This window comes from Tunturiibacter gelidiferens, from assembly GCF_051013345.1.
Classification (GTDB): Bacteria; Acidobacteriota; Terriglobia; order Terriglobales; family Acidobacteriaceae; genus Edaphobacter; species Edaphobacter gelidiferens_A.
The window spans coordinates 424,545-446,440 of the sequence record NZ_CP132939.1; the positions used below are offsets into that span (position 1 = coordinate 424,545).

Genomic DNA, 21,896 nt, shown 5'->3' on the forward strand with positions numbered 1-21,896 from the left:
TCCGGCAGATATAACACGTTGTCTATCAGCAAACGGATAAGCCGGAGACAGGGGCGATCGGGGCTCTGCTCGCTGGCAACACAGCTATTGATTGGATCGCTTCGCGGTCCATAAAAAGCAGCACCATATGGAACCAGGTCGATATGCTCTTCAACTCAAGCTACTTAAAGCCAAAGTTATAGACGATACCTGTACTGATTCGGACGTTGTTTTGGCGATCGTTCTTAGCGTTGGGGATTTGGGTATAGACGTAGTCAATTTGAGCGATGGTCAAGCCCAACCTTCGCTTCAGTCGGGTACTCACGCCTCCTCCAACCGCCAGGCCAAACGAGTTGCGGTTGATCGTGAAATGAAAGTTAACATCTTCCTTCGCCCCACCAAACAGTGCTTCACCGTAAGGGACGAAACGACTTGAATTTCGACGAGTGTACCGCCCGCCAAAGAGGTAGTTTACTATGGTGATGTTTTGAGAGGTGTTGTCCACGTTATTAGCGTGGGCGACTGCGATATCGGCCACTGCCGACCACACTGGGGTTACGTTCATGAGTATCGTTCCACTCCCTCCATTGAGCGAGAAGCAACCGCACTGACCCGGGGCGCGTTCGCGTGGAAGTAGTTATAGTTGGCACCTACCTCGAACCGCGGTATTTCGTCGTTGATTCCACCCATTGATATAGCCTGGGCATGCAGAACTCCGGACAAGACGGATAGAAGTGTCAGAAGCAGGACGCTTCGAAGATGCATCATTCCTCTCCTACTGGACGATCAAAGTGGCGGTTGCTGCATGTTGGACGGTACCTTCGATACCGGTAACGGTGACAGTGTAGGTGGTCGGAGTAAGAGTGAAATACCCACCCGCGCAGCCACTGAGTGCAGCGATTGGTAGAAGCGAGCCGAGTGCTATTAGCGAGAGCGCCAAAGTTCGAGGCATCTTGTTTCGCAACTTTCGGATTGTTCCGAGTCCTAGAAGCCCCAGCATTCCGACAGCGATCGACAGCTCGTTTCTTTTGTTAGGCGTGTCTCGGAGTGGATGGTTCTGTGCACTGAGAGAGCTGCTCGTTTGAACGCTCAGAAGAACTCCGGTGACTCCGCTGCCAGCAGCCACCGTGGATGGAGTAAGAGTATAGGTTGAACCTGGTGGTAAGCCTGTGACTGTTAGTGTCACATCGTCGAGAAAGGTTGGAACACTAACAGGGGCAAGGTTGAAGTTATAATTTGAAGTCGCACCTGGGAAGATGTTCTGGCTGGCGGGGCCGCTATTTGTGTTCGTGAAATCTTCCACGACGTCGTTCGCGGGAGCCGACATACTGGGGGCAAAGGAACCATCTCCCGAATAGACCGCTATAATCTGATGAGAGCCCATAGCCAGATTAGAAGTAAGTAGAGCAGCATTCGCATTAGTGCTAAGCGACACAGCCACGCCTCCATTCGACGAGAGAGTAGTCGTTCCCAGTACGGTAGTGCCATCCATGAACGCTACTGTTCCCGTAGCATTTGGGCTTGAAGCGGTGACGTTGGCGGTGAATGTAATTCCAGTCTTGATAAGTTGGGCAGGCGTACTTGCAGTAATAGTGACGACGGTTGGGATCTTACTGATAACCTGTACTAACACCGAGGAGGTAGATGGAATATAACTGGAATCGCCCCCATAAGACGCAGTGATGGGGTGAGATCCAATCGTCAATGTAGATGTGGAAAGGGTTGCGACTCCTGAAGTATTGACCACTCCAGTGCCCAAAGTGGTCGGCCCGTCGAAGAAGGTTACTAAACCAGTTGCCCCAGAATGTACTCCCGCCGAGAAGGTTATAGTTTGACTAATTGCCGATGGATTAGTCGATGACGTTAGGGTTATAACGGTGGCCGTCTTTCCTACCATTACAAGAGTAGGTGGCGACGTAGCCGGGTTATTATTTACGTCTCCAGAGGTGGCTGCAGTAATGGAATCAACTCCGAGCGGAAGCGATGGAACCGTAAGAGTTGCAACTCCATTCACAATGATCGCTGATCCTAATGGAATTGTGCCGTCGGAAAAAGTAACTGTGCCTGTAACACCTGTCGGGACTGTCTCGGTAATAGCTTCAGGTGTATTGAGGGGTAGGTTAGACGACGTTACAACGGGCGGGGGCAGGATCGGTGTATTTTTTCCGACCGACTGATTTAGGGTAGCTGTTGCGGAGTTGTAATTGATATCGCCGTTGTAGGTGGCAGTGATGGGGTCGGTTCCTGTTGGCAGGGTGGAAGTAGAGATGGTTGCTGCTCCGCCCGTTATCGTTGAGGCTCCGAGGAGAGTCGAACCACTTGTGAAGGTCACAGTACCGGTTGCGCCAGACGGAAGCGAGGCGGTAAAGGTCACAGACTGATTCACCGCAGATGGGTTGGCGGAGGAGGTTAGAGTTACCGTCGGAGTAGCCCTGGTCACGGTTTGCGTGGTGCTGCCAGTGGCTGGGTTGTCATTCGTATCACCCCCATAGGAAGCAGTAATGGGATCGCTGCCAACAGGCAGAGTTGTTGTGGTGACGGTTACAGTTCCGGTTGTCGGATTCACTGTTCCAGAACCCAGGGGGTTCCTCCGCTGGTGATTGTTATCGTGCCAGTGGTACCAGGGGGGACCGTCGCCGTGATCGCGACGGGACTTCCATACGTGCTCGATCCGGAAGTCGTAACGATAACCGTAGGAGTCGTCTTACCGACTGACTGAATAAGAGTTGCCACTGCGCTGTTGTAACTAACATCACCACCATAAGTAGCGGTGATTGTGTCACTCCCGCTCGGAAGCGTGGAACTAGTTACTGTTGCTACGCCGTTGGTCAGGCCTGGCGACCCCAGAATGGTCGACCCGCTCGTGAAGATCACGGTGCCAGTTACGCCGGTGGGAAGCGTGGCTGTGAACGTTACAGACTGATTCAAAGAAGACGGGTTACTGGAAGATGTGAGGTTTATTGTAGGAGTTGCTTTTGCCACAATTTGGGTAGTTGAGCCGTTTGCGGGATTGTCGTTCGTATCGCCACCGTAGGAGGCTGTGATCGGATCACTGCCTACCGGGAGCGTCGTTGTGGTGATTGTTACGGTTCCGGTCGTGGGATTTATTGTGCCGGACCCCAACGTCGTGCCGCCACTGGTAACCGTTATTGTGCCAGTTGTGCCAGGAGGCACGGTCGTCGTAATAGTAACCGGGTTGCCATAGCTGCTCGAACCAGAGGTAGTGACAATGACGGTTGGAGTAGCTTTGTTAACTGTCTGGGTCAGAGTTGCGGCTGCAGAGTTATTGTTTGCATCGCCATTGTACGTAGCAGTGATCGGATCAGAACCGATTGGAAGCGTCGAAGTGCTTACTGTAGCTATGCCATTCGCCAATAAGGATGTGCCCAGGACGGTCGATCCGCTGGTGAAGGTTACTGTTCCGGCCGCGCTCGACGGAAGAGATGCGGTGAAGACAACGGACTGATTAGCGGCAGATGGGTTGATCGACGAAGAAAGGGTCTCTTGAGGGGAGGCCTTGGTCACAATCTGGGTGGTGGTGCCGGTGGCGGGGTTGTTGTTTGTATCGCCCCCGTAGGAAGCCGTAATTGGATCGTTGCCTACTGGGAGCGTGGTCGTAGTAATCGTCACCGTTCCGGTTGTGGGATTCACCGTTCCTGAACCAAGAGTTGAGCCGCCGCTAGTAATCGTGATTGTGCCGGTTGTGCCAGGTGGAACGGTCGTCGTAATCGAGACTGAACCACCGTAGGTGCTGGATCCAGAGGTTGTCACCGTCACGGGCGGTGTATTTTTTCCGACCGACTGATTTAGGGTAGCTGTTGCGGAGTTGTAATTGATATCGCCGTTGTAGGTGGCAGTGATGGGGTCGGTTCCTGTTGGCAGGGTGGAAGTAGAGATGGTTGCTGCTCCGCCCGTTATCGTTGAGGCTCCGAGGAGAGTCGAACCACTTGTGAAGGTCACAGTACCGGTTGCGCCAGACGGAAGCGAGGCGGTAAAGGTCACAGACTGATTCACCGCAGATGGGTTGGCGGAGGAGGTTAGAGTTACCGTCGGAGTAGCCCTGGTCACGGTTTGCGTGGTGCTGCCAGTGGCTGGGTTGTCATTCGTATCACCCCCATAGGAAGCAGTAATGGGATCGCTGCCAACAGGCAGAGTTGTTGTGGTGACGGTTACAGTTCCGGTTGTCGGATTCACTGTTCCAGAGCCCAGGGTCGTTCCTCCGCTGGTGATCATTATCGTGCCAGTGGTACCAGGGGGACTGTCGCCGTGATCGTCACAGGACTTCCATACGTGCTCGATCCGGAGGTAGTAACAACCACTGTCGGAGTCGCCTTATTGACTATCTGGGTCAGAGTTGCCGTCGCGGTGTTGTTGTTCGTATCGCCGTTGTAGGTCGCGGTGATCGTATTGGAACCGATTGGCAAAGATGTACTGCTTACCGTCGCTATCCCGCTGATCAAGGTTGAGGTGCCCAAAACAGTCGACCCGTTAGTGAAGGTCACTGTACCGGTTGCATTGGAAGGAACAGACGCGGTAAAGACCACTGACTGGTTTGCAGCAGACGGATTCATCGAAGAAGAGAGCATCTCGATAGGAGTTGCCTTCGTTACCGTCTGCGTCGTCGATCCTGTCGCCGGATTATTAACATTGTCTCCGCTGTAGTTTGCCGTGATCGGATCACTTCCTACCGGCAATATCGTGGTCGATATCGTCACTGTTCCGGAAGTTGAGGTGACTGCGCCTGATCCCAGGGTGACGCCGCCACTGGTGAGCGTGATCGTGCCGGTCGGACCGAGCGGCACGGACGCAGTGATCGCGACGGAATGGCCGTAGATGCTAGACCCGGATGTAGTAACTGTCACCGCAGGACTCAGCTTCGCAACGACTTGAGTCAAGGTAGAGGTGGAAGCATTATCATTTCCGTCTCCACCGTATGTCGCAGTGATGAGATTATTACCAAGAGGAAGCGTCGAGGTCGTAAATGTGGCGACACCGTTCGCCAGTGTTGCACTCCCAAGAGGGGTCGAACCGCTCGCAAATGAGACCGTACCAGCCAGGTTTGCCGACAACGTATCTGTGAATGTGACTGGACCTCCGGGTAGGGAAGGATTTACTGAGGAAGTCAGAGTCGATGTGGGGCTGTCTTTAGCCACAGTCTGCAGAGTAGTTCCCACAGCAGAGTTGTAGTTGCCATCACCACTGTAAGTGGCGGTGATGAGATCGCTTGGCGGTGTCAGCAGCTTCGTAGTTACTGATACTGTGCCACCGGCGATGGTTCCCGAGCCAACGGAGATACTGCCGCTCGTAAAGACAATCGTGCCAGTCGCGTCAGCGGGGACCGAAGCTGTGATCGTAACAGTGTCGCCGTAGTTGCTGGGCCCGGAGGTTGTGACACTTACAGTTGGTGTCGCCTTATTGACGACCTGAACCACGACAGGGGATTTGTTGGAAATATATTGTGCTGTGATGCTATGCGCACCCCCGAAAGACTAGAAGTTGTGAGTGTTGCGGTGCCTCCCGATATAATGCCGCTGCCAATGTTCTTCGTGCCATCGAAGAAGGTTATTGTCCCGGTCTTTCCAATAGTTACGGTTCCGGTGAAGGTGACAGATTGTAAATAAGTTGATGGATTTGGCGAAGAACTCAGCAGGACATTAGAAACTGTCGCAGTTACCGTGTTCGAATTACTGGGGTTGTAGTTTGAGTCTCCAGCGAATGCGGCAGTGAGGGCGTCGGCTCCTACGGGCAACGCAGTTGTCGTCAGGGTGGCTACTCCGTTCACAAGCTTTCCGGAACCAAGCAAGGTAGTTCCGGTGAAGAACTTAATAGGCTCGGTATTAGTTGTTGTAGTCGGTGGTCCGACTGTGTAGGGAGACAGGACAGCGGTCAACACTACAGACTGACCAGGCAAAATAGCTGAGGTTGAAGATGCCGTCAAAGTGAGTGTCGTATTTACCGGCGCGGCAGTAAGTGGGACTGTCGCGGAGAGGCTGCCTATGTAAATGGAGTCACCAGAATAACTCGCATCCACGTTATGAACGCCACTTCCGAGAGGAAACACCGCGACATGGGTGAGGGCAGAGGCGATAGATGTTTGTTGGACTTGACTTAGAGAAACCGCCGCGCGGGGCGTGTCTGCATCTGTTCCGATGAGATCAGCGTTGCCGTCGTTGTTATAGTCTCCGGCATTTACGGCGTACGTGAGGGCGAAGCCACCTATGCTGGGCTCTTGATAGTTCTGAAAAGTTCCATCGCCATTGCCCTGATAAACCAGAGCGCCGGTACTGCCTCCTGCAATGATGTCAGGGATTCCATCGCCATTCACGTCCGCAAGGTGGGGTCCGATGGAATGTCAGAGACATAAGTGGTGGTCTGAAAGTTTCCCTTCCCGTCTCCCAGAAGAACGAAGAGACTGTTGCCAATGAGGTTCCCATTACCTGGCCGCGTGATCGAACTTGAGACAATATCTGGGAAATCGTCGGCGTTTGTATCGCCAGCAGTAAGGAATTCGCCTATCTGTGTCGCCATAGGAGAAGTAGGGACCTGGAATGTGCCGTCTCCGTTTCCAAGGGCAAGGTAAAGATCTGATAACGAACTATTGGGTGTTGCGGTATCGACGGCATAGGCTACGTCGTCCTTACCGTCCAAGTTAAAATCTGCTACCACCAAGCCATGGACAAGAGCGGGAGTGAGAAGAGGTACTGCCTCAGGGAGAAACTTGCCGTTCCCATCGCCAATAAAAATTGTGACATTCTGCTGTGATCTATTAGAGAGCGCAATATCCAGAAGACCATCACCATTGAAATCTCCAACGGCAATGCTTGCGACATCCCCGTCGGATAATAAACGGGGGTCTGAAACTTACCATCTCCACTGCCGAGGATGATCACTAGACCACCGTTTGTGCCATCGGAGCAGCCGAGGGCAATGTCAGTGACGCCGTCTCGGTTGAAATCGGAGAGGACAATCTGGAGCGCTTTACCAACGACGCATCCGGCGTAGTTTACCTTTGGCTTGAAGGTTCCATTTCCATTACCAAGAAGTACAGAGATCGTTTGGGCAGCGTCTCCGGTGACGACGTCTAGGTTGTTGTCGGTGTCGAGATAGGCCGACGCAATTGCCACGGATCTCAGAGTGGTACCATTGCCTCCTATGGCGAATGGCTGGTTTTGAAGAAAGGTTGTCGAAAGCGTAGATACATCCAGGTTCTCAGTACCAAGCAAACTGTTACCTGTGCTGGTGTCTAGAAACGAAATACTACCGGTGGGTCCCGTATTAAGCGAGCCAAAGCCAGCGACCGTTCCTGTGAGACTGTAGTTGCCGATGGGACCTGTAGATGCCAAAGTGAGGGTCGAAGCATAGGTGCCTGTGACTGCGTAGGTGACTGTATTGGACTCACTAGTGGCATAGATATTATTAGCTCTAAAGACCGCTTTATAGCTGTGATTTCCAATCGGTCCGCTGCCGATTTTTACGGACGCGGTTGCTGCAGGGGAGGTCAGTTGCGCAATCCCCAAAGCCGAGTTATTTTCGCAAAACTTTGCGGTCGCCTCACAAAAAAGCACCAAACCGGCACTGATTGGCGAATTTCCTGCTGTAACGGTTGCCGTCAGAATAATTGGTGTTTGATAGGCGACAGAAGTCGCTGAGATTGCCAATGTCGTGACAGTTGGCGTTAGGTTAGGCGTTGTTCCAAAAGCCGCTGAGGAAAGAATTGACATTAGCACGAGGGGGAAAAGAGCTCGTGTTCGGCAGATGCTTATGAATACCGAGACAGAAAAACAAGGCGAACGGTGAGACAAGCGCTTCATAGGGTCCCCTTGGCTCGTTACTTCGACCAAACTTTAGTACCCACCGTAACCTCCTGAGTGAGCACTACCTATTACACGAAAGTTGCACTGTAGCTTTGGCTCGTTTGGTCCTTGTCTCGCTTGGTACAGTCAGGAGGATCAACGGATGGAACGGCGCAGGTTTGCCTGTGCACAAGCTAACTCTGGCTGTAATTGTGGTTGGGATGAATTTCCAAATGAAATGAGACGCGACTCGCCTCCGCCCAAGTGGGACAAAGGTAGACACGCTAGAGCCAGAAGTTATACCCGATGTGTAAGACTAAGGGTCGGATTAGCAATGGAAGCTTGTCCGGAACTACTCCTCTATAACAGCCTTGACCAGATTTCTGGGCCGATCGACATCGATGCCGCGACTGATCGCCAGAGAGTAGGCGAGCAGTTGAAATGGCACGACCTCTAGAATGGTCGAGAGCAGATCGTTGCTAGCAGGAATAAAGAGGCAGGAGTCGCTGCACTGAGGGACCTCCCGATCTCCTTTCGTCGCCAGGGCGATAATTGTTGCACCCTGCGCCCGCATGTCCTTCATTAACTGAAGAACCTTGGAGTAACGCAATAGTGAATCGGGATCACCAGCGTCGGCCGTGGCTATCATAATTAGCGGAGAGTCCTTGCTGACGAGAGCGTTGGGACCGTGTTTCAGTTCGCCCGAAGGATATCCTTCGGCATTCAAATATGCGGATTCCTTAAGCTTAAGCGCTCCTTCCCTGGCGATCGCATAATGAGCGCCGCGACCGAGGTAAAGCAGCGTGCGAGAGCTTGCCAGCTGAGGTGTCAGCGCTTCAATCTGTTTCTGCCATTCCGGCAATGCGGTCTGCAGAAGACCGGGGATCTCCTGAAGTTGGCGACCGTGCGCCTCAGCAGTCTGGAGCGTCATCCGACCGCGAACGCGAGCCAGGTGAAGAGCGAGAGAGTAGAGTACGGCGAGCTGCGTGGTAAAACTTTTTGTTGCGGGGATGGCCTTCTCAACTCCGGCGAAAGTTGGCATCGAGGCGCTCGCCTCCGTTGCCATGCTGGAACGAGCGTTATTGGTGATTGCGACGGTGGCCAGTCCCCGGGCCTGGGCCTCTCGGAGAGCGGCTAGCGTATCGGCCGTTTCCCCGGACTGGGAGATAACGACAACGCCAGGGTTATGCAGCGTATGGGTTGAGCGATAGGTGTATTCACTCGCGTATTCGACATCGACAGAGATTCCAGCCAGATCTTCAAGCATGATTTCACCAGCAAGACCCGCATGTCGACTAGAACCGCTGGCGGCAATAACGAGCCGCTCCCGCCCCCAAGGGCATCCACAACGGGTTGAAACGTCTCTGCTGTTGAAACGCCGCCCGGGACGTATTGCTCAATAGTCGCGGCGAGAGCTTGGGGTTGCTCGTAGATCTCACGCAGCATGGCGTGAGGAAATGTTACAGGCTCCTGCGGAGTGAGCGTCGGTTCTGTCATTTGCTTTGGCATCCGATTGCTGTTAACTGCGTTAGGGGATGGCGGGCAGCGCTGAGGAGCGATTGACCCGTTGAAGATGTTCAGCACTACCGGCGAGCTAGAGGGAAGCGGTAGCTTGAATTAAGTTTATTTTGACGACGCATCATCGAGGATGACTAGTGTTGAAAGATGAATCTTTGCTTCGCCAAACTTGTATGTACGACTATACTGGATTTGCGATATCAAGGATAGGTTTGTTTACGAAACGTGGTATCGACGGCTCATAGGTTTCACGACGCCCGCTCGAAGATTCAGAAACATGGTTAACTAGAGCTTGCGTTCAGCGCGGCGTCAACGAAAGGGCGGCAATGATTAGTACGATAGCGGCGCGGAGACTCATAAGTTCAGACGCGGTGGTCGAATACCCGCTAGTAAGAGTAGAAGATGGGCGCATCAGCCAAATAGAGAGCCTGACAGCAGCTGACCATGAATTGGCGGAGGCAACATATACATTTCCTGAGGCCAGCCTGGTTCCGGCTTATGTCGACATACACATTCATGGTTGCGCTGGACACGACGTCATGGAAGCCGACTCAGAGGCGCTAGACGCGATTGGGGCCTATCTCTCCAGCCGCGGTGTGGGAGCATATTTTCCAACCACGGTTACGTCTCCCACAGACGAGACTCTACGCTCTTTGACGGGACTCGCGACTGAGATCAGGCGGAGAGCGGCGGCTGCCGACTATGGTGCTACACCGCTGGGAATACATCTCGAAGGGCCGTTTCTCTCTCATTTGAAACGTGGCGTACATACGGATGCTCTGCTGCAAGTGCCCACTGTCCCATTGTTCGACCGTTTCTGGCAGGCAGCAGAAGGCCAGATTCGCCTTATGACGGTTGCTCCCGAGTTGCCCGGAGCCACTGAACTGATCGCGCATGCATGTGCGCTGGGCGTTCGTTGCAGTATGGGACACAGCGACGCCAGGGTATGCGAAGCGGAAGCGGGCTTTGTGGCTGGAGCGCGTTCCGCGACCCATACGTTCAATGCAATGCGGGCCATTGATCATCGGGAGCCAGGACTAGCGGCCTATGTACTCGATAAGCATTCTCTGTTTGCCGAGATCATATGCGACGGCATTCATGTGGACCCCTTGATGGTGAGGCTCTTCTTCAAAGCCAAGGATAAGGACCGCATCATTCTGGTGACCGATGGGATGAGCGCCACCGGAATGCCTGACGGGACATACATGCTTGGTGATATGAAGGTTGAGGTGCGTGACGGGCGTTGCACCTCAAACGGCACTCTTGCAGGCAGCGTCTTGACTCTGGACCGCGGAGTGCAGAACTTCATCAAGTTTACCGACGCGAGCCTGGATACGGCTGTCGCTGCCGCATCGCGAAATCCTTCTCGACTGATGGGCATCGATGACAGCTGGGGCAGTCTCGAAGAGGGTCACGCTGCCAACATCACCGTGCTATCGCCTTCTGCGGAGGTCATACAGACCTTCTTGTCGGGAAGATCAATGATCGTATGAGGGGGAGTCGTTCATATCTTGGGTGCAGGTAATATCTCGCTGAATCCGCTATGTGTTGTTACACACGTTTGACAGGTGTGTATAGACAACTGAACCGCGATAAGACTAAAAAGACAAAGGACGTCAATCAGTTCGACATGTCGTGTGTTCAGACGCCGGCTGAACCTGCCTATCCGGTGTCGTTGTGGCCATGCAGACACAAATAATATCGGAACGTCTCAGGAGATAGAGTGCCGAAGCCACAAAATCAAACTGTTTCAGTAGTACGTCCTCTGGATAAGAGCGGCTTCATACCGTTGTACTACCAGATCCAGCGGGCTCTGATGGAAAAGATTCAATCGGGGGAGGTTTCGACAGGGGACCCTCTGGCTTCTGAGGAGGAACTGGCGCGGATCTATCAGGTGAGCCGAATGACGGCCCGACAAGCGCTACACGGGTTAAAGACTAGCGGCTTCGCCATTAGCCAAAAGGGGCGTGGCACGTTTGTCACCCGACCAAAACTTGAGAAGAACATCATGCATCTGCGGGGTTTACCGAAGATATGAAGCATCTCGGTATGGCCCCCAGCTCAAAACTAATCGAGCAAACGGCGATAAAAGCTACGGCAGAACTCGCGGAGCAGTTGAAGGTTGAGACGGGAGAGGCTGTGATGCGGTTGCGTCGACTACGGCTCGCTGACGGAATTCCGATGGCGCTCGAACTATCTCATATCCTGTTAAAACAATTTCCAGGTCTTGAGAAGATCAGTTTCGCGAAGCAATCCCTCTACTTCGTCCTTCGCGAAACATTCGGTGTGCGCGTGGCCTGGGCCGATGAGGTCATCGAGGCGCTGCCCGCGACTCGCGAAGAATCCGAGTTGCTGACAATCCCAAAGAAGGCGAGTATCCTTTCTATCTCGCGGACCATCATGACCACCGAAGAGACACCAATCGAGGTCGCCTGCTCCCGTTATCGCGGCGACAGGTATCGTGCTTCGATCCGCGTACCAACCACGACTATTGAATAACGGCGCTGCTCGGAGCGAGCGATGCATCGGCTGAGCTCAAATTGCGATGCCCCTGATTGCAAAGAAGAAAATGTAAGCGTAACAAAGCAGAACAATCGCGAAGCTGTGCTGGTAGCCAAGCGTATCGGCGAGAAAACCCTGAATCTCCGGGATGACTGCCCCACCGACGACCATCGTGATGAGAATTCCAGACCCCTGGCTCGTGAGTCTTCCCAGGCCCTTGACGGACAGCGGGAAGATACAGGGCCACATGACCGAGTTACAAAGGCCGCAAAAGACTACCGCCCACATTGCGATGTGTCCGTGGGCTGCGACGGTGAGAGCAATCAGGGCGGCAGCAATCAGCGAGACGACAGCAAGCGCCCGCTGAGCTCGGATCCAGCGCAGCGCGAAGAAACCGACAAAGCGGCCGATCAAGGACAGACCCCAATAATAGGAGACGTATCGCGCGGCGACCTCATGGCTCAAGCCCCCCATCGATGCCTGTCCAAGATAGGTAATCATGATGCTCCCGATCGCCACCTCCGCTCCGACGTAGAAGAAGATGGCAAGTGCACCCAGTCGCAGGTGACTGAAGCTCCACGCGCTGCCGTCAGAATCAGATTTGGAACCGCCTTTTTCAATGACGTCGGGAAGTTGCACCAAGGCTGTGATGATAGCCATCATAAAAGCGCACGCGGAGAGGATGAGGTACGGCTTCCGCACAGAGTGGGCGAGTTGCGCCGCGGAGGCGCCGGCGGCTATGAAGATGAAGGCGGCGCCAATTCGGGGCGCGGAGGTGGTCGCAATTGAGTTGAAGAACCCGGCCAGATTAAGCCGCGAGGACGCGGTCTCCGAAGGGCCCAACGCACCCACGTAAGGATTAATGGCTACCTGGAGAAGCGCGAGTCCGCTGCCCACGACAAACAGAGCGAAGAGAAAGAGTGGATAGAAGATGATGACAGAGGCCGGAAGGAAGAGGAGCAGGCCGAGCCCCATCACCGACAGTGCGACAACAATTCCCGATTTGTAGCCGATCTTGCCGACGATCCATCCAGAAGGCAACGACATGACAAAATATGCTCCGAAGAAGCAGAACTGGACCAGCAGTGCAGTGACGTTGGTGAGATGAAAGAGATCCTTGAAGTGTGGAACCAGGATGTCGTTCAGAGCGGTGATGAAACCGATGCCAAAGTACAAAGAGACCATCAGCATTAGTGGAACAGTGTAATTCTTGCTGCTAGTTTCGACCGTTGTGATTGAGCTCTCTCCCGCGACTCCAAGTGCCATCTTAGTCCCCTGTTCGTACACACACGTCCGTCATTGTCTAGATGACTATACTGCGTTACGAAGCTGTTCGTCGGAAAATTGAGCGTCTGCCGGTCGAGTCACCTGCACGAACCGATTGGTAATAGTCTCTGGACGGGTGATTGCGGAGCCGATGACGACGGCGGTAGCACCCATGTTCAGGGCCTCAAGGGCCTCCGGTGGGTGGGTTATGTGGCCTTCCATGAGGACGGGTATTGTCAGGTGTGCGACCAGGGATTGGAGCAAGGGCCAGGAAGGAGTGCGGATGCCTACGGTCTCGGCCGTGTAGCCGTAGAGGGTGGTCGCGACGGCGTCGGCGCCGGCCCGCTCGGCGGCGAGAGCATCATCCAAGGAAGCGATGTCTGCGAGTACAGGGCGGTTGAGCTCGGAGTGGATACGAGAGATGAGTTTGGGCCAGGGTTCGGGGGCGGTTAGGCGGCGAGCGGTGCAGTCGAGGGCGATGATGTCGGCTCCAGCGTCGTTGACGACTTTGGCGGAGTGGAAGTCGGGGGTTATGTAGACGTCTCCGCTGGCGTCGTAGGTCTTGATGATGCCTATGATGGGAAGTTGTGTGAGGGCACGGAAGGCTGCAATACGCGCTGCGCCTTCGGCGCGGAGACCGCCTGCTCCGCCGCGCAGGACCGAGGTCGTGATGCGGGTGAGCGTGTCGAGATCGTCCAACGGATCGCCTTCCGCGGCCTGACAGGAGACGATGATGCGTCCGCGGAGTCGATGGAATGGCGAGTTGAAGGAGGAGTTCGAACCTTGAGACACTTTGGCTTCCTTGGAGGCAGCTTTTGAGAGGAGAGTTACTCTCAACCGCTGTAGGAAACAGACTATCTGCAAATCGCGTTATTGTGGATGAGGGAAAAGGAGCTGAGGTTGAGACAGATTAATCGGCGGGGATTTATTTCCGGTTCGGCAGCGTTATCGGTGATGGGTAGGGCGGGGTTTGCGGCGGCAAAGGATGGGGCCCGGCTGCTGGTTGGGACACAGACCTCGGGTTCCAGCAAGGGCATCTATGCGTACTCCTTTGCGGCGTCGACCGGGGATTTGGCGGCGCTTGGTCTTGCGGCTGAGGCGGAGAATCCTACGTTTCTGGCGCTGGCTCCTGATGCGAAGACCGTCCTTGTGGCCAATGAACAGGATAAGTTCGGGGGCAAGGACAGCGGTGCGGTGTCGACTTTTACTCTGGACCGCACCAAGACGCGGTTGTCCAAGGTCAATCAGGTTGCGTCGGGGGGCGGAGGCACTTGCCACGTCGCCTTCGATCGTACTGGGAAGGCGGCGTTTGCGGCGAACTATGGCGGGGGTAGCGCAGCTTCGTTCGCGGTTGGAGCGGGTCGTGAGTTGAGTCCCGCGGTTTCGTTCTTTCAGTACAGCGGGCACGGGCCGGATAAGGGGCGCCAGGAGGCTCCGCACGCTCATCGCGTGACGGTGTCGCCGGATAACCGGTTTCTGCTGGTCAACGACCTGGGGATCGACGAGATTCACATCTATCGGCTGGATGCTGCGACGGCGAAGCTCACGCTGAATGATCCGGCGGCTTGGAAGTCGGCTCCGGGGGCCGGGCCTCGGGCGCTGCGCTTTCATCCGAACGGCAAGGTGGCGTACTGCGTCACCGAGATGACTTCTTCGGTGGTGGTGCTGCGCTGGGACTCGCAGCGCGGGGCGCTCGAGACGGTCCAGGAGGTCGTGATGAGGCCCGATGGATTTTCAGGTGTGACCACCGGAAACGACATCGTGATCGACCGGGAGGCGCGGTTTGCGTACGCGACCGATCGCTCTGACGACATTGTGGTCACGTTCGCGATCTCGCCGACCGACGGGAAGCTTACGCTGGTGGACCGGATGCCGTGCGGGGGTAAGGTTCCACGCCATCTGACGCTTGACCCGAGTGGCCGGTGGCTGTTGATCGCGAATCAGGAGTCGGACAATATATCGGTGCTGGCTCGCGATGTGAAGACGGGTAAGCTGACGGACGGGGGAAGAGCTTTCCTCTTTCTCGACCGCAGTGCCTGGTCTTTGCCTAGTCTCTCCGTGTGGCACCCCCGGGGGTATTTTTCCGTAACTATTTTGTTTTGAATGATTTACGGATTTATCCTTTTTGTAAAATAGTCATAACAAATGGGTTACGCGCAAATATTTCCAATCAAAGGGGTTACGGGTTGCAGACAGGAGAGCCCGGCTCGGAAGCCGGGGCTTTCTCTTTCTCTATATCCAGTATAACGGTTGGCGCATAACTGATACGCCACGCGAAATCGCTGGATTGGCGCGGGTTTTCTACGTTTCGGGGCTTGACAGAATTTATTGGTGAAGGGGAGTTGTAGATCCTTCCTGCTATTTGAACTTTGGGTGAGCCTTCGAACGGATCGATTTTTTTCGTTGGCGGAGACTGTATCTGGGGTGCCGGATGTCCTTGATCTTCTGGCAGGTGGTTATGTGGGCCTGTTTTGAGGTGGAAGAAATAAAAAGCGATGTGAGCAAACGGGAGGGTAGCTCTACCCCTCATTTTGAGGGTGTAACCCTTTTGTAAGGTGGAGTTGTCAAAACGGGAAAACTCAACATCTTTTTTCGGCCTTCGGGCAACCCCGAAAATGGTTGACAAGGAGGCTTGGGTGTGGTGAACCGAGGGTCATTTTTGTGCATTAAAAATACCCTTTAAGCCTTGAATTTCTTATACTTAAGGGATGGAAACCACACCTGGAATCGAACGTAGCGCAATCACCTTAGGAAGGGCCCGGACCGCTTTTACTTTGGCGGCGATGGTCGTTTTGTCAGTCTTTGCGACGGACAACGCCAGCCCGGCATCGGCGAGGGCGGCGGAACCGGCTACGGTGATGCATGATGTCACCCCGGCCGAGATCGTGACCACGGTGCGACCACCAAAGGCCACGGTGTTAACCAGGATAAAGAGCGGTTTTGCCAGCTGGTATGGCGAGATGTGGCAGGGGCGGCGGACGGCGAGCGGCCGAATCTTCGATATGAACGAGCTGACGGCGGCGCACAGGACCCTTCCGTTCGGTAGCAAGGTCAAGGTGACCGATCTGCGGAACCAAAGGTCAGTCATTGTGACGATTACCGACCGAGGGGCGTTGTTCCCTGGGCGGGTGATCGACCTGTCGCTTGCTGCGGCGAGACAGCTGCGGATGGTGAGCACGGGCATCGACCCAGTAAAGCTTGAGCTGCTGACCTATCAAAACTAAGGCTGTTTGGCCTATCGGCCGATCCTGACCCTATTATCGGCGGGTCCTGACTCAACTTGAGAGTTCCTGCGGGATTTTTACGGGCGCGCGGCTGTGTCTTCGCAACGGCCCGCGCGGGTAGTATTGCTTTATGCCGGTTGATCCCGTACTGCAGACACTTCTGGATGAGGCGAAGGCGTTGGGCCTGCCGCCGGCCCATGAACTGACGCCGGAGTTGGCAAGACTTCATCGGGTGGAGATGATGGCGCGGTTTGTGCCGATGCCGGAGTATGCCTCCGTGCAGGTGGACGAAGGAATGATCGCAGCCGATGGGCGACGGATGAGGGTGTGGATCTATTCGGCCGGCAGCGAGGAACCGGCTCCGGTGGTGGTGTTCTTCCATGGCGGGGGATGGGTGGCCGGGACGCTGGAGACGCATGATCCGTACTGCCGGGCGCTGGCGAAAGAGGCTGGAGTGGTGGTGGTCTCGGTGGACTTCAGGCTGGCTCCGGAGCATAAGTTTCCGGCGGGGCTGGAGGATTGCATCGCTGCTACGGAGTGGGTGATGGCGCATGCCGGGGAGTTGGGTGGGGATGGTTCCAGGGTGATAGTGGGGGCGACAGCGCCGGGGGGACGCTGGCTACGGTAGTGGCTTTGCTGCTGCGCGATCGGGCGAGGGACGGAGTGGCGGGCCAGATTCTGCTCTACCCGGCTGCCGCTTACTATGATCCGCCTACAGCCTCCTACCTTGAGAATGCTGAGGGGTATGGTCTGACGCGGAAGGGGATGATCTGGTTTTGGGATCATTACCTGAACGATAAGAGTGAGGGGGCGGACTTTCGGGTTGCGCCGTTGCTGGCTCCTTCGCTGGCTGGGCTGCCGAGGACGTTTGTAGTGACGGCAGAGTATGACGTGCTGCGGGATGAGGGGCAGGCCTATGCGAAGAGGATGGCAGACGCCGGCGTGGAGGTGACGGAGGTGTTTGCCGAGGGGATGAACCATGGGTTCGCGGCTTCGCCGAATGAGTTTCCGCTTTTGCCGCAGGCGAAAGAGATGCTGCGACGGGTTGGGGAGTGGGTGAAGGCGGGGTCGCTAGGCTAGGTTGTTGGTTTCTTGGGGATCCACTTTTTGCGTGCCGGGGCGGCGTCGGTGGGAGTCGGGGGAGATTCTGATTCCGCGGTTAGGGTGGGTGCAGATTCAGGGACGGCGATGGAGGCGGCGGATTTTGGTTGCCACTTTTTGCGTTCGGACGATGGGGTTGAACGTCCTGAATAGAGGCGGATTCGGATTCAGGCGCGGCGGTTGATGGTTGGATTGGCGCGATCGCAGGGATGGGAGTTTGGTCGCGTACTGGTTCCGGTAGAGGAGTTGTTGTCGTTTTGGGCTGCCACTTTTTGCGCTCGAGAGTGGGCTGCGTTTGAACGGCGTCGGCCATTGGAGCCTGGCTAGCGAGCGGAGTCGCGATGGGGGGATTCTGCGCGGGCTGAGTTGGTGCGGCGGATTTCGGTTGCCATTTTTTGCGCTCGACGGATGGAGTGGCGGCTGGAGGAATCTCCGCGCGATGGATTTCGACTGCAGGAGGCGGCACTGCGATGGGAATGGCGATCGCAGGTTCGGGGGTGGATTGTGAGTTGACCGATGTGGCGGGTTCGCTTGCCGGCGTGACGATACTGAGACCTTTGCTGCGGCGGACCCCTTCAAGGAGGAGTTCGGCTACGTCTTTGATCGCGATGTCTTCGGAGTCGGCTTTGTTGGGTGTGCTTCCGAGCATGCTCTTGCAGAAGGGGCACCCTACGGCGAGGACTTTTCCCCGGCCGCGGGGGCGAGGGTCTCCTGGGCTTCGCGGAAGCGGTTGTCGGAGATGCGCTCATTCCCTTCTTCCTCCTCTTTCCAGAACTGGGCTCCGCCGGCTCCGCAGCAGAAGGAGTTTTCCTTGTTGCGGGGGAGTTCGGGGTGGAGTTCGAGAGGATGTTGAGGAGGTTGCGGGGAGCTTCGTAGACTCCGTTGTGGCGGCCGAGGTAGCAGGGGTCGTGGTAGGTGATGGTCGCTTCGCTGGGCGCGGCGGTGAGTTTTTTGGTGGAGACGAGGGTTTCGAGGTACTCAGTGTGGTGCATCACCTTGTAGTCGCCTCCGATCTGCTTGTACTCGTGGCCGATGGAGTTCATGCAGTGGGGACAGCTGGCTACGATGAGCTTGGGCCGGACGGTGTTTAGGGTGGAGACGTTCTTGTCGGCCAGCTGGCGGTAGAGGTACTCGTTGCCGGCGCGGCGGGCGCTGTCTCCGGTGCAGCACTCTTTTTCCGAGGACGGCAAAGTTGACCTCGGCGTGATTGAGGAGCTCGACGAAGGCGCGGGCCGTCTTCTGGGCCTGGGGGTCGTAGCCGGCGGCGCAGCCTACCCAGTAGAGGACGTCGGGGGTGGGGTTTTCGTCGGTGGTTTTGACGTTGAGGCCGTCGGCCCAGGCGAGGCGCTGCTCGTGGTTGATCCCCCAGGGGTTTTGGGCGCGCTCCATGCCGCGGAAGGCGGATTGGAGTTGGCTGGGGAACTCGCCTTCGATCATGACCTGGTTGCGGCGAATGTCGATGATGTCGAGCATCTGCTCGTTCTGGGTGGGGCAGACCTCCATGCAGGCTCCGCAGGTGGTGCAGGCCCAGGCGGCTTCGGGGAGAGGGCTAATTGGAGAAGCGGGCGGCGGCTAGGGGCGTTCTTTTCGAAGGGGGCGGCGGTGAAGGCGAAGGGGTTTTGCTGGGCGGCGAGGTCGTTGAGCTCCATGCGCTTGTTGATCTCGAGCGCGGCGGGGGAGAGGGATTTGCCGGTGGCGGTGGCGGGGCAGACGTCCTGACAGCGGTTGCACTGGATGCAGGCGTAGGCGTCGAGGAGGCGGGGCCAGGCGAGGTCTTCGAGCTTGGCGGCGCCGATGGTTTGAGGATTGGTTTCGTCTTCGGTGTCGAGGTTGAGGGCTGCGAGAGGGAGGACCCCGGAGGTGGGTTCGCGGGCAACGAAGTACTTGGCCGGGGCCATGAAGATGTGGACGTGTTTGGTGTAGGGGAAGTAGGCGAGGAAGGCCAGGACGGAGGCGAGTGCTCCCCAGTAGCCGAAGATGCGGAAGGCTTCGGCGTTGGCGAGAGTGAAGAGGTGGGAGAGCAGGGTGGCGAAGGGTTGGAGCGGGTCGGGGCCTTCGGCGGCGATCTTGGCTCCGGCTCCGATGGCACGGCTGCCGACGTGGAAGAGGATAAAGGTGGAGACGATGAGCGAGTCGCGAGTGATCTTTTGATGCTTGACGTCTTTGTGGAGGAGGGTGCGCGGGTTGAAGCGGAAGTCGGTGCGGCTGGGGAGGGCGAAGCGGCGGATGACCAGCGCGACTACGCCGAGGAGGACGAGGAAGCTGAGGATGTCGGCGAGGAAGCTGTATGCTGCGCCGATGGGATTTGACGACGAGATGATGAGGGGAAGATAACCTTCAGCGGCGTCGACTAAGTTGACGAGTCCGTAGAAGATGAAGCCGTAAAAGATGAAGGAGTGGAAGAGGCCGATGGTTGGGCGCTTCTTGAAGGTGCGCTGCTGGGTGAGGGTGGTGGTGAGGGCGTAGACGAGGCGGCGGGGGAGATTGTTGAAGCGGGCTTCGGGGTCCGGGGCGCCACGACGTATGCGGAGGTAGAGACGGTAGAAGCCTTGCAGGCCGAGTGCGAGGGTGAAGACGGCGAAGAGAAGGAAGGCGATCTTCTGGGAGAGTGGAAGCATTGGGCCGGCACCGCTTGCGTTCGTTTTGTTCGGTGATTCGTGATTACTTTACATCTGGACTTGCTGCTTAGGAAAAAACAGCAACGTCAATAGCCAAATGAGGCTCTTCGCCTCGATCAGAATGGACAATACTTTTGTTGAACGCACTGCGCGGTGACTACTTTTTCAGTTCGGTGAGGATGGCGGGGACCAGTTGGGTCACGTCGCCGATGATGCCGTAGTCGGCGATTTTGAAGATGGGGGCTTCGGCGTCGCGGTTGATGGCGACGATGGTTTTGCTCTTGTTCATGCCGGAGAGATGCTGGACTGCGCCGGAGATGCCGATGGCGATGTAGGTCTTTGGCTGCACGGTTTTTCCAGTCTGGCCGACTTGCTCGGAGTAGGGGCGCCAGCCTGCATCGACGATGGCGCGGGTGGCTCCGACTGCGGCACCGAGTTGATCGGCGAGGGCTTCGACGTACTGGGTGAAGCCTTCGGCACTGCCTACGCCGCGGCCGCCGGAGACGACGATCTCGGCTTCGGTGAGCCCGACGCGAGAGCTACGCTCGACGGTCTTGTCGGTGACCTTGAGGCGCGGTGCAGGAAGGTTGAGGTCGACGTCGAACTGCTCAGCGGCTTGGGCGAGTGGCGATGCTGGGTTGAAGACGCCGGGTTTGACGGTGACGACGGCGATGGGCGCGGTCGACTCGATGGTCTCGGTGACACGGGCGAGGAAGGTGTAGCGCTGTGCGGTGATGGTGTCGCCGGTGGTTTTGAGGGTGATGATGTCTTCGAGTAACGGGGCGTCGAGTTTGATGGCGACGCGCGGGCTATACTCGCGACCGCTGCGGCTACCCCCGATGAGAACCAGGGAAGCTTCGCCTTCGGTGGCGATCTGGGCGACGGCGGCCGACCACAACTCGGGGTCGTACTGGGCGAGTGCGGGGAGGTCGGCGACTAAAACCTGGTCTACGGCTTTTGCCACTTCAGCGGCGACGGCTGCTATGTTGCTGCCAATAACGAATGCGGTGATGGGGGCTTCGCGGCCTGACTCGCGGGCGGCGGTGATCATCTCCCAGGTGCTCTTGCTGACTCTTCCGTTGGCGTACTCGACCACGACGAGAATCATGCGATCACCCTTGCTTCGTTGCGAAGAAGATCCACGAGTTGCGCGGCGGCAGCGGGGACGTCTTTGCCATCGAGGATCTTGTTGAGGCGGTTCTTGACCTGAATCTCGGCGCTGACGAACTTCAGCTTGGGCGTTACGTTGAACTGGTCGAGAGACTCTTTGCGCATCTCTTTTTCTTCGATTTCATGATGTTGGGGAGCGTGGGATAGCGTGGCTCATTCAGGCCCTGCTGGGTGGTGACGACGGCGGGGAGTTCAAGCGTGAAGGATTCGCTGCCTTCGTCGGCGTCGTGCTTGCCGGTAAGGGTTGTGTCTTTGAGTTCGAGGGCGCTGGTCCAGGTGACCTGCGGCCAGTTGAGGCGCTCGGCGGTGGCTGCGGCGAGAGCGTGCGAGTCCCAGTCGGCTTGCTGGCCGCCGGAGAGAACGAGGGTCGCTTGCTCTTGTGTGGCGATTTGGGCGAGGACTTTGCTGAGCGCGATAGGGTCGAGGCGGACGTCGGTCTCGACGTGAATGGCGCGGTCGGCACCCATGGCGAGGGCGGTGCGGAGGGCGTCCTGCACGCGGGCTGGGCCTACTGCAACGGCGATAATCTCAGCTTCGATTCCGCTCTCACGGAGGCGCAGCGCCTCTTCGACACCGTACTCGTCCATGGTGTCCATGACGAGTTTGCTATTTTCAAGCGCGACGGCGTTGTTGGCGATGTGCACGCTCTCTTCGGCGTCGAGGACCTGCCGAATGTATGTCAGTATGCGCATGTGTTCTCTACCTTATCCTGTGCATCGTTCGGT

Annotated in this window: 21 protein-coding genes and 4 pseudogenes; 7 read left to right on the forward strand and 18 right to left on the reverse strand. The window is 56.5% G+C overall.

What is annotated here, in order from left to right; all coding sequences use genetic code 11:
* Positions 1–160: 160 nt before the first annotated feature.
* From RBB80_RS02120 to RBB80_RS02160, 9 genes and pseudogenes are all read right to left on the reverse strand, one after another.
* Positions 161–556 (reverse strand): annotated as a pseudogene (locus RBB80_RS02120) (outer membrane beta-barrel protein); the annotation flags it as partial.
* A 198-nt stretch (positions 557–754) separates the two neighbouring features.
* Positions 755–2,545 carry an Ig-like domain repeat protein gene (locus RBB80_RS02125; RefSeq protein ID WP_433966694.1) on the reverse strand — a complete coding sequence of 597 codons (1,791 nt, stop codon included), beginning with the start codon at positions 2,543–2,545 and terminating at the stop codon, positions 755–757.
* Positions 2,542–4,212, reverse strand: a complete 1,671-nt coding sequence (locus RBB80_RS02130) for a beta strand repeat-containing protein (protein ID WP_433966695.1) — start codon at positions 4,210–4,212, stop codon at positions 2,542–2,544. The genes RBB80_RS02125 and RBB80_RS02130 overlap by 4 nt, the downstream gene beginning before the upstream one ends.
* Positions 4,212–5,411 (reverse strand): beta strand repeat-containing protein, encoded by a 1,200-nt coding sequence (locus tag RBB80_RS02135; RefSeq protein WP_433966696.1) that lies wholly within the window; start codon positions 5,409–5,411, stop codon positions 4,212–4,214. Before RBB80_RS02135 ends, RBB80_RS02130 begins: the two co-directional genes overlap by 1 nt.
* Positions 5,375–6,304 (reverse strand): Ig-like domain repeat protein, encoded by a 930-nt coding sequence (locus tag RBB80_RS02140; protein ID WP_433966697.1) that lies wholly within the window; start codon positions 6,302–6,304, stop codon positions 5,375–5,377. The genes RBB80_RS02135 and RBB80_RS02140 overlap by 37 nt, the downstream gene beginning before the upstream one ends.
* On the reverse strand, positions 6,301–6,627 hold the full coding sequence (locus tag RBB80_RS02145) for an FG-GAP-like repeat-containing protein (protein WP_433966698.1): 327 nt from the start codon (positions 6,625–6,627) through the stop codon (positions 6,301–6,303). Before RBB80_RS02145 ends, RBB80_RS02140 begins: the two co-directional genes overlap by 4 nt.
* Before the next feature lie 36 nt (positions 6,628–6,663).
* Positions 6,664–6,798, reverse strand: a pseudogene (locus RBB80_RS02150) (FG-GAP repeat domain-containing protein); the annotation flags it as partial.
* A gap of 116 nt (positions 6,799–6,914) precedes the next feature.
* Positions 6,915–7,790 (reverse strand): annotated as a pseudogene (locus RBB80_RS02155) (Ig-like domain repeat protein); the annotation flags it as partial.
* Between the two features lie 334 nt (positions 7,791–8,124).
* Positions 8,125–9,039, reverse strand: a complete 915-nt coding sequence (locus RBB80_RS02160; protein WP_433966699.1) for an SIS domain-containing protein — start codon at positions 9,037–9,039, stop codon at positions 8,125–8,127.
* A 577-nt stretch (positions 9,040–9,616) separates the two neighbouring features.
* On the opposite strand from RBB80_RS02160, the gene nagA reads away from it, so the two are divergent.
* From nagA to RBB80_RS02175, 3 genes are all read left to right on the forward strand, one after another.
* Positions 9,617–10,783, forward strand: coding sequence for an N-acetylglucosamine-6-phosphate deacetylase (gene nagA, locus RBB80_RS02165; RefSeq protein ID WP_433966700.1), 1,167 nt, complete (start codon positions 9,617–9,619; stop codon positions 10,781–10,783).
* 230 nt (positions 10,784–11,013) lie between these two features.
* Positions 11,014–11,328, forward strand: a complete 315-nt coding sequence (locus RBB80_RS02170; protein WP_433966701.1) for a GntR family transcriptional regulator — start codon at positions 11,014–11,016, stop codon at positions 11,326–11,328.
* Positions 11,325–11,789, forward strand: a complete 465-nt coding sequence (locus RBB80_RS02175; protein ID WP_433966702.1) for a GntR family transcriptional regulator — start codon at positions 11,325–11,327, stop codon at positions 11,787–11,789. The genes RBB80_RS02170 and RBB80_RS02175 overlap by 4 nt, the downstream gene beginning before the upstream one ends.
* Before the next feature lie 36 nt (positions 11,790–11,825).
* Here RBB80_RS02175 and RBB80_RS02180 read toward each other — a convergent pair whose 3' ends face one another.
* A complete protein-coding gene (locus tag RBB80_RS02180) occupies positions 11,826–13,058 on the reverse strand; it encodes a sugar MFS transporter (protein ID WP_433966703.1) in 1,233 nt (410 codons plus the stop codon).
* A gap of 45 nt (positions 13,059–13,103) precedes the next feature.
* A complete protein-coding gene (locus RBB80_RS02185; protein ID WP_433966704.1) occupies positions 13,104–13,850 on the reverse strand; it encodes an N-acetylmannosamine-6-phosphate 2-epimerase in 747 nt (248 codons plus the stop codon).
* A gap of 108 nt (positions 13,851–13,958) precedes the next feature.
* Here RBB80_RS02185 and RBB80_RS02190 point away from each other — a divergent pair, with 108 nt between their 5' ends.
* From RBB80_RS02190 to RBB80_RS02205, 4 genes are all read left to right on the forward strand, one after another.
* Positions 13,959–15,161, forward strand: coding sequence for a lactonase family protein (locus RBB80_RS02190; RefSeq protein ID WP_433966705.1), 1,203 nt, complete (start codon positions 13,959–13,961; stop codon positions 15,159–15,161).
* Between the two features lie 680 nt (positions 15,162–15,841).
* Positions 15,842–16,282: a septal ring lytic transglycosylase RlpA family protein gene (locus tag RBB80_RS02195; RefSeq protein WP_433966706.1), complete on the forward strand. Its 441-nt coding sequence runs from the start codon at positions 15,842–15,844 to the stop codon at positions 16,280–16,282.
* Positions 16,283–16,412: 130 nt separating this feature from the next.
* Positions 16,413–16,910, forward strand: a complete 498-nt coding sequence (locus RBB80_RS02200; protein ID WP_433966707.1) for an alpha/beta hydrolase — start codon at positions 16,413–16,415, stop codon at positions 16,908–16,910.
* Positions 16,910–17,362 (forward strand): alpha/beta hydrolase fold domain-containing protein, encoded by a 453-nt coding sequence (locus RBB80_RS02205; RefSeq protein ID WP_433966708.1) that lies wholly within the window; start codon positions 16,910–16,912, stop codon positions 17,360–17,362. Before RBB80_RS02200 ends, RBB80_RS02205 begins: the two co-directional genes overlap by 1 nt.
* 79 nt (positions 17,363–17,441) lie before the next feature.
* On the opposite strand, the gene RBB80_RS02210 is transcribed toward RBB80_RS02205, so the two are convergent.
* From RBB80_RS02210 to RBB80_RS02240, 7 genes and pseudogenes are all read right to left on the reverse strand, one after another.
* On the reverse strand, positions 17,442–18,032 hold the full coding sequence (locus RBB80_RS02210) for a hypothetical protein (RefSeq protein ID WP_433966709.1): 591 nt from the start codon (positions 18,030–18,032) through the stop codon (positions 17,442–17,444).
* On the reverse strand, positions 17,959–18,426 hold the full coding sequence (locus RBB80_RS02215) for a hypothetical protein (RefSeq protein WP_433970126.1): 468 nt from the start codon (positions 18,424–18,426) through the stop codon (positions 17,959–17,961). The genes RBB80_RS02210 and RBB80_RS02215 overlap by 74 nt, the downstream gene beginning before the upstream one ends.
* A 48-nt stretch (positions 18,427–18,474) precedes the next feature.
* A pseudogene (locus tag RBB80_RS02220) lies at positions 18,475–18,573 on the reverse strand (hypothetical protein); the annotation flags it as partial.
* Positions 18,574–18,816: 243 nt separating this feature from the next.
* A complete protein-coding gene (locus RBB80_RS02225) occupies positions 18,817–20,001 on the reverse strand; it encodes a hypothetical protein (protein ID WP_433966710.1) in 1,185 nt (394 codons plus the stop codon).
* Positions 20,002–20,158: 157 nt separating this feature from the next.
* A complete protein-coding gene (locus RBB80_RS02230; protein ID WP_433966711.1) occupies positions 20,159–21,109 on the reverse strand; it encodes an electron transfer flavoprotein subunit alpha/FixB family protein in 951 nt (316 codons plus the stop codon).
* A complete protein-coding gene (locus RBB80_RS02235) occupies positions 21,106–21,276 on the reverse strand; it encodes a hypothetical protein (RefSeq protein ID WP_433966712.1) in 171 nt (56 codons plus the stop codon). Before RBB80_RS02235 ends, RBB80_RS02230 begins: the two co-directional genes overlap by 4 nt.
* On the reverse strand, positions 21,243–21,863 hold the full coding sequence (locus tag RBB80_RS02240) for an electron transfer flavoprotein subunit beta/FixA family protein (protein ID WP_433966713.1): 621 nt from the start codon (positions 21,861–21,863) through the stop codon (positions 21,243–21,245). Before RBB80_RS02240 ends, RBB80_RS02235 begins: the two co-directional genes overlap by 34 nt.
* Positions 21,864–21,896: the final 33 nt, after the last annotated feature.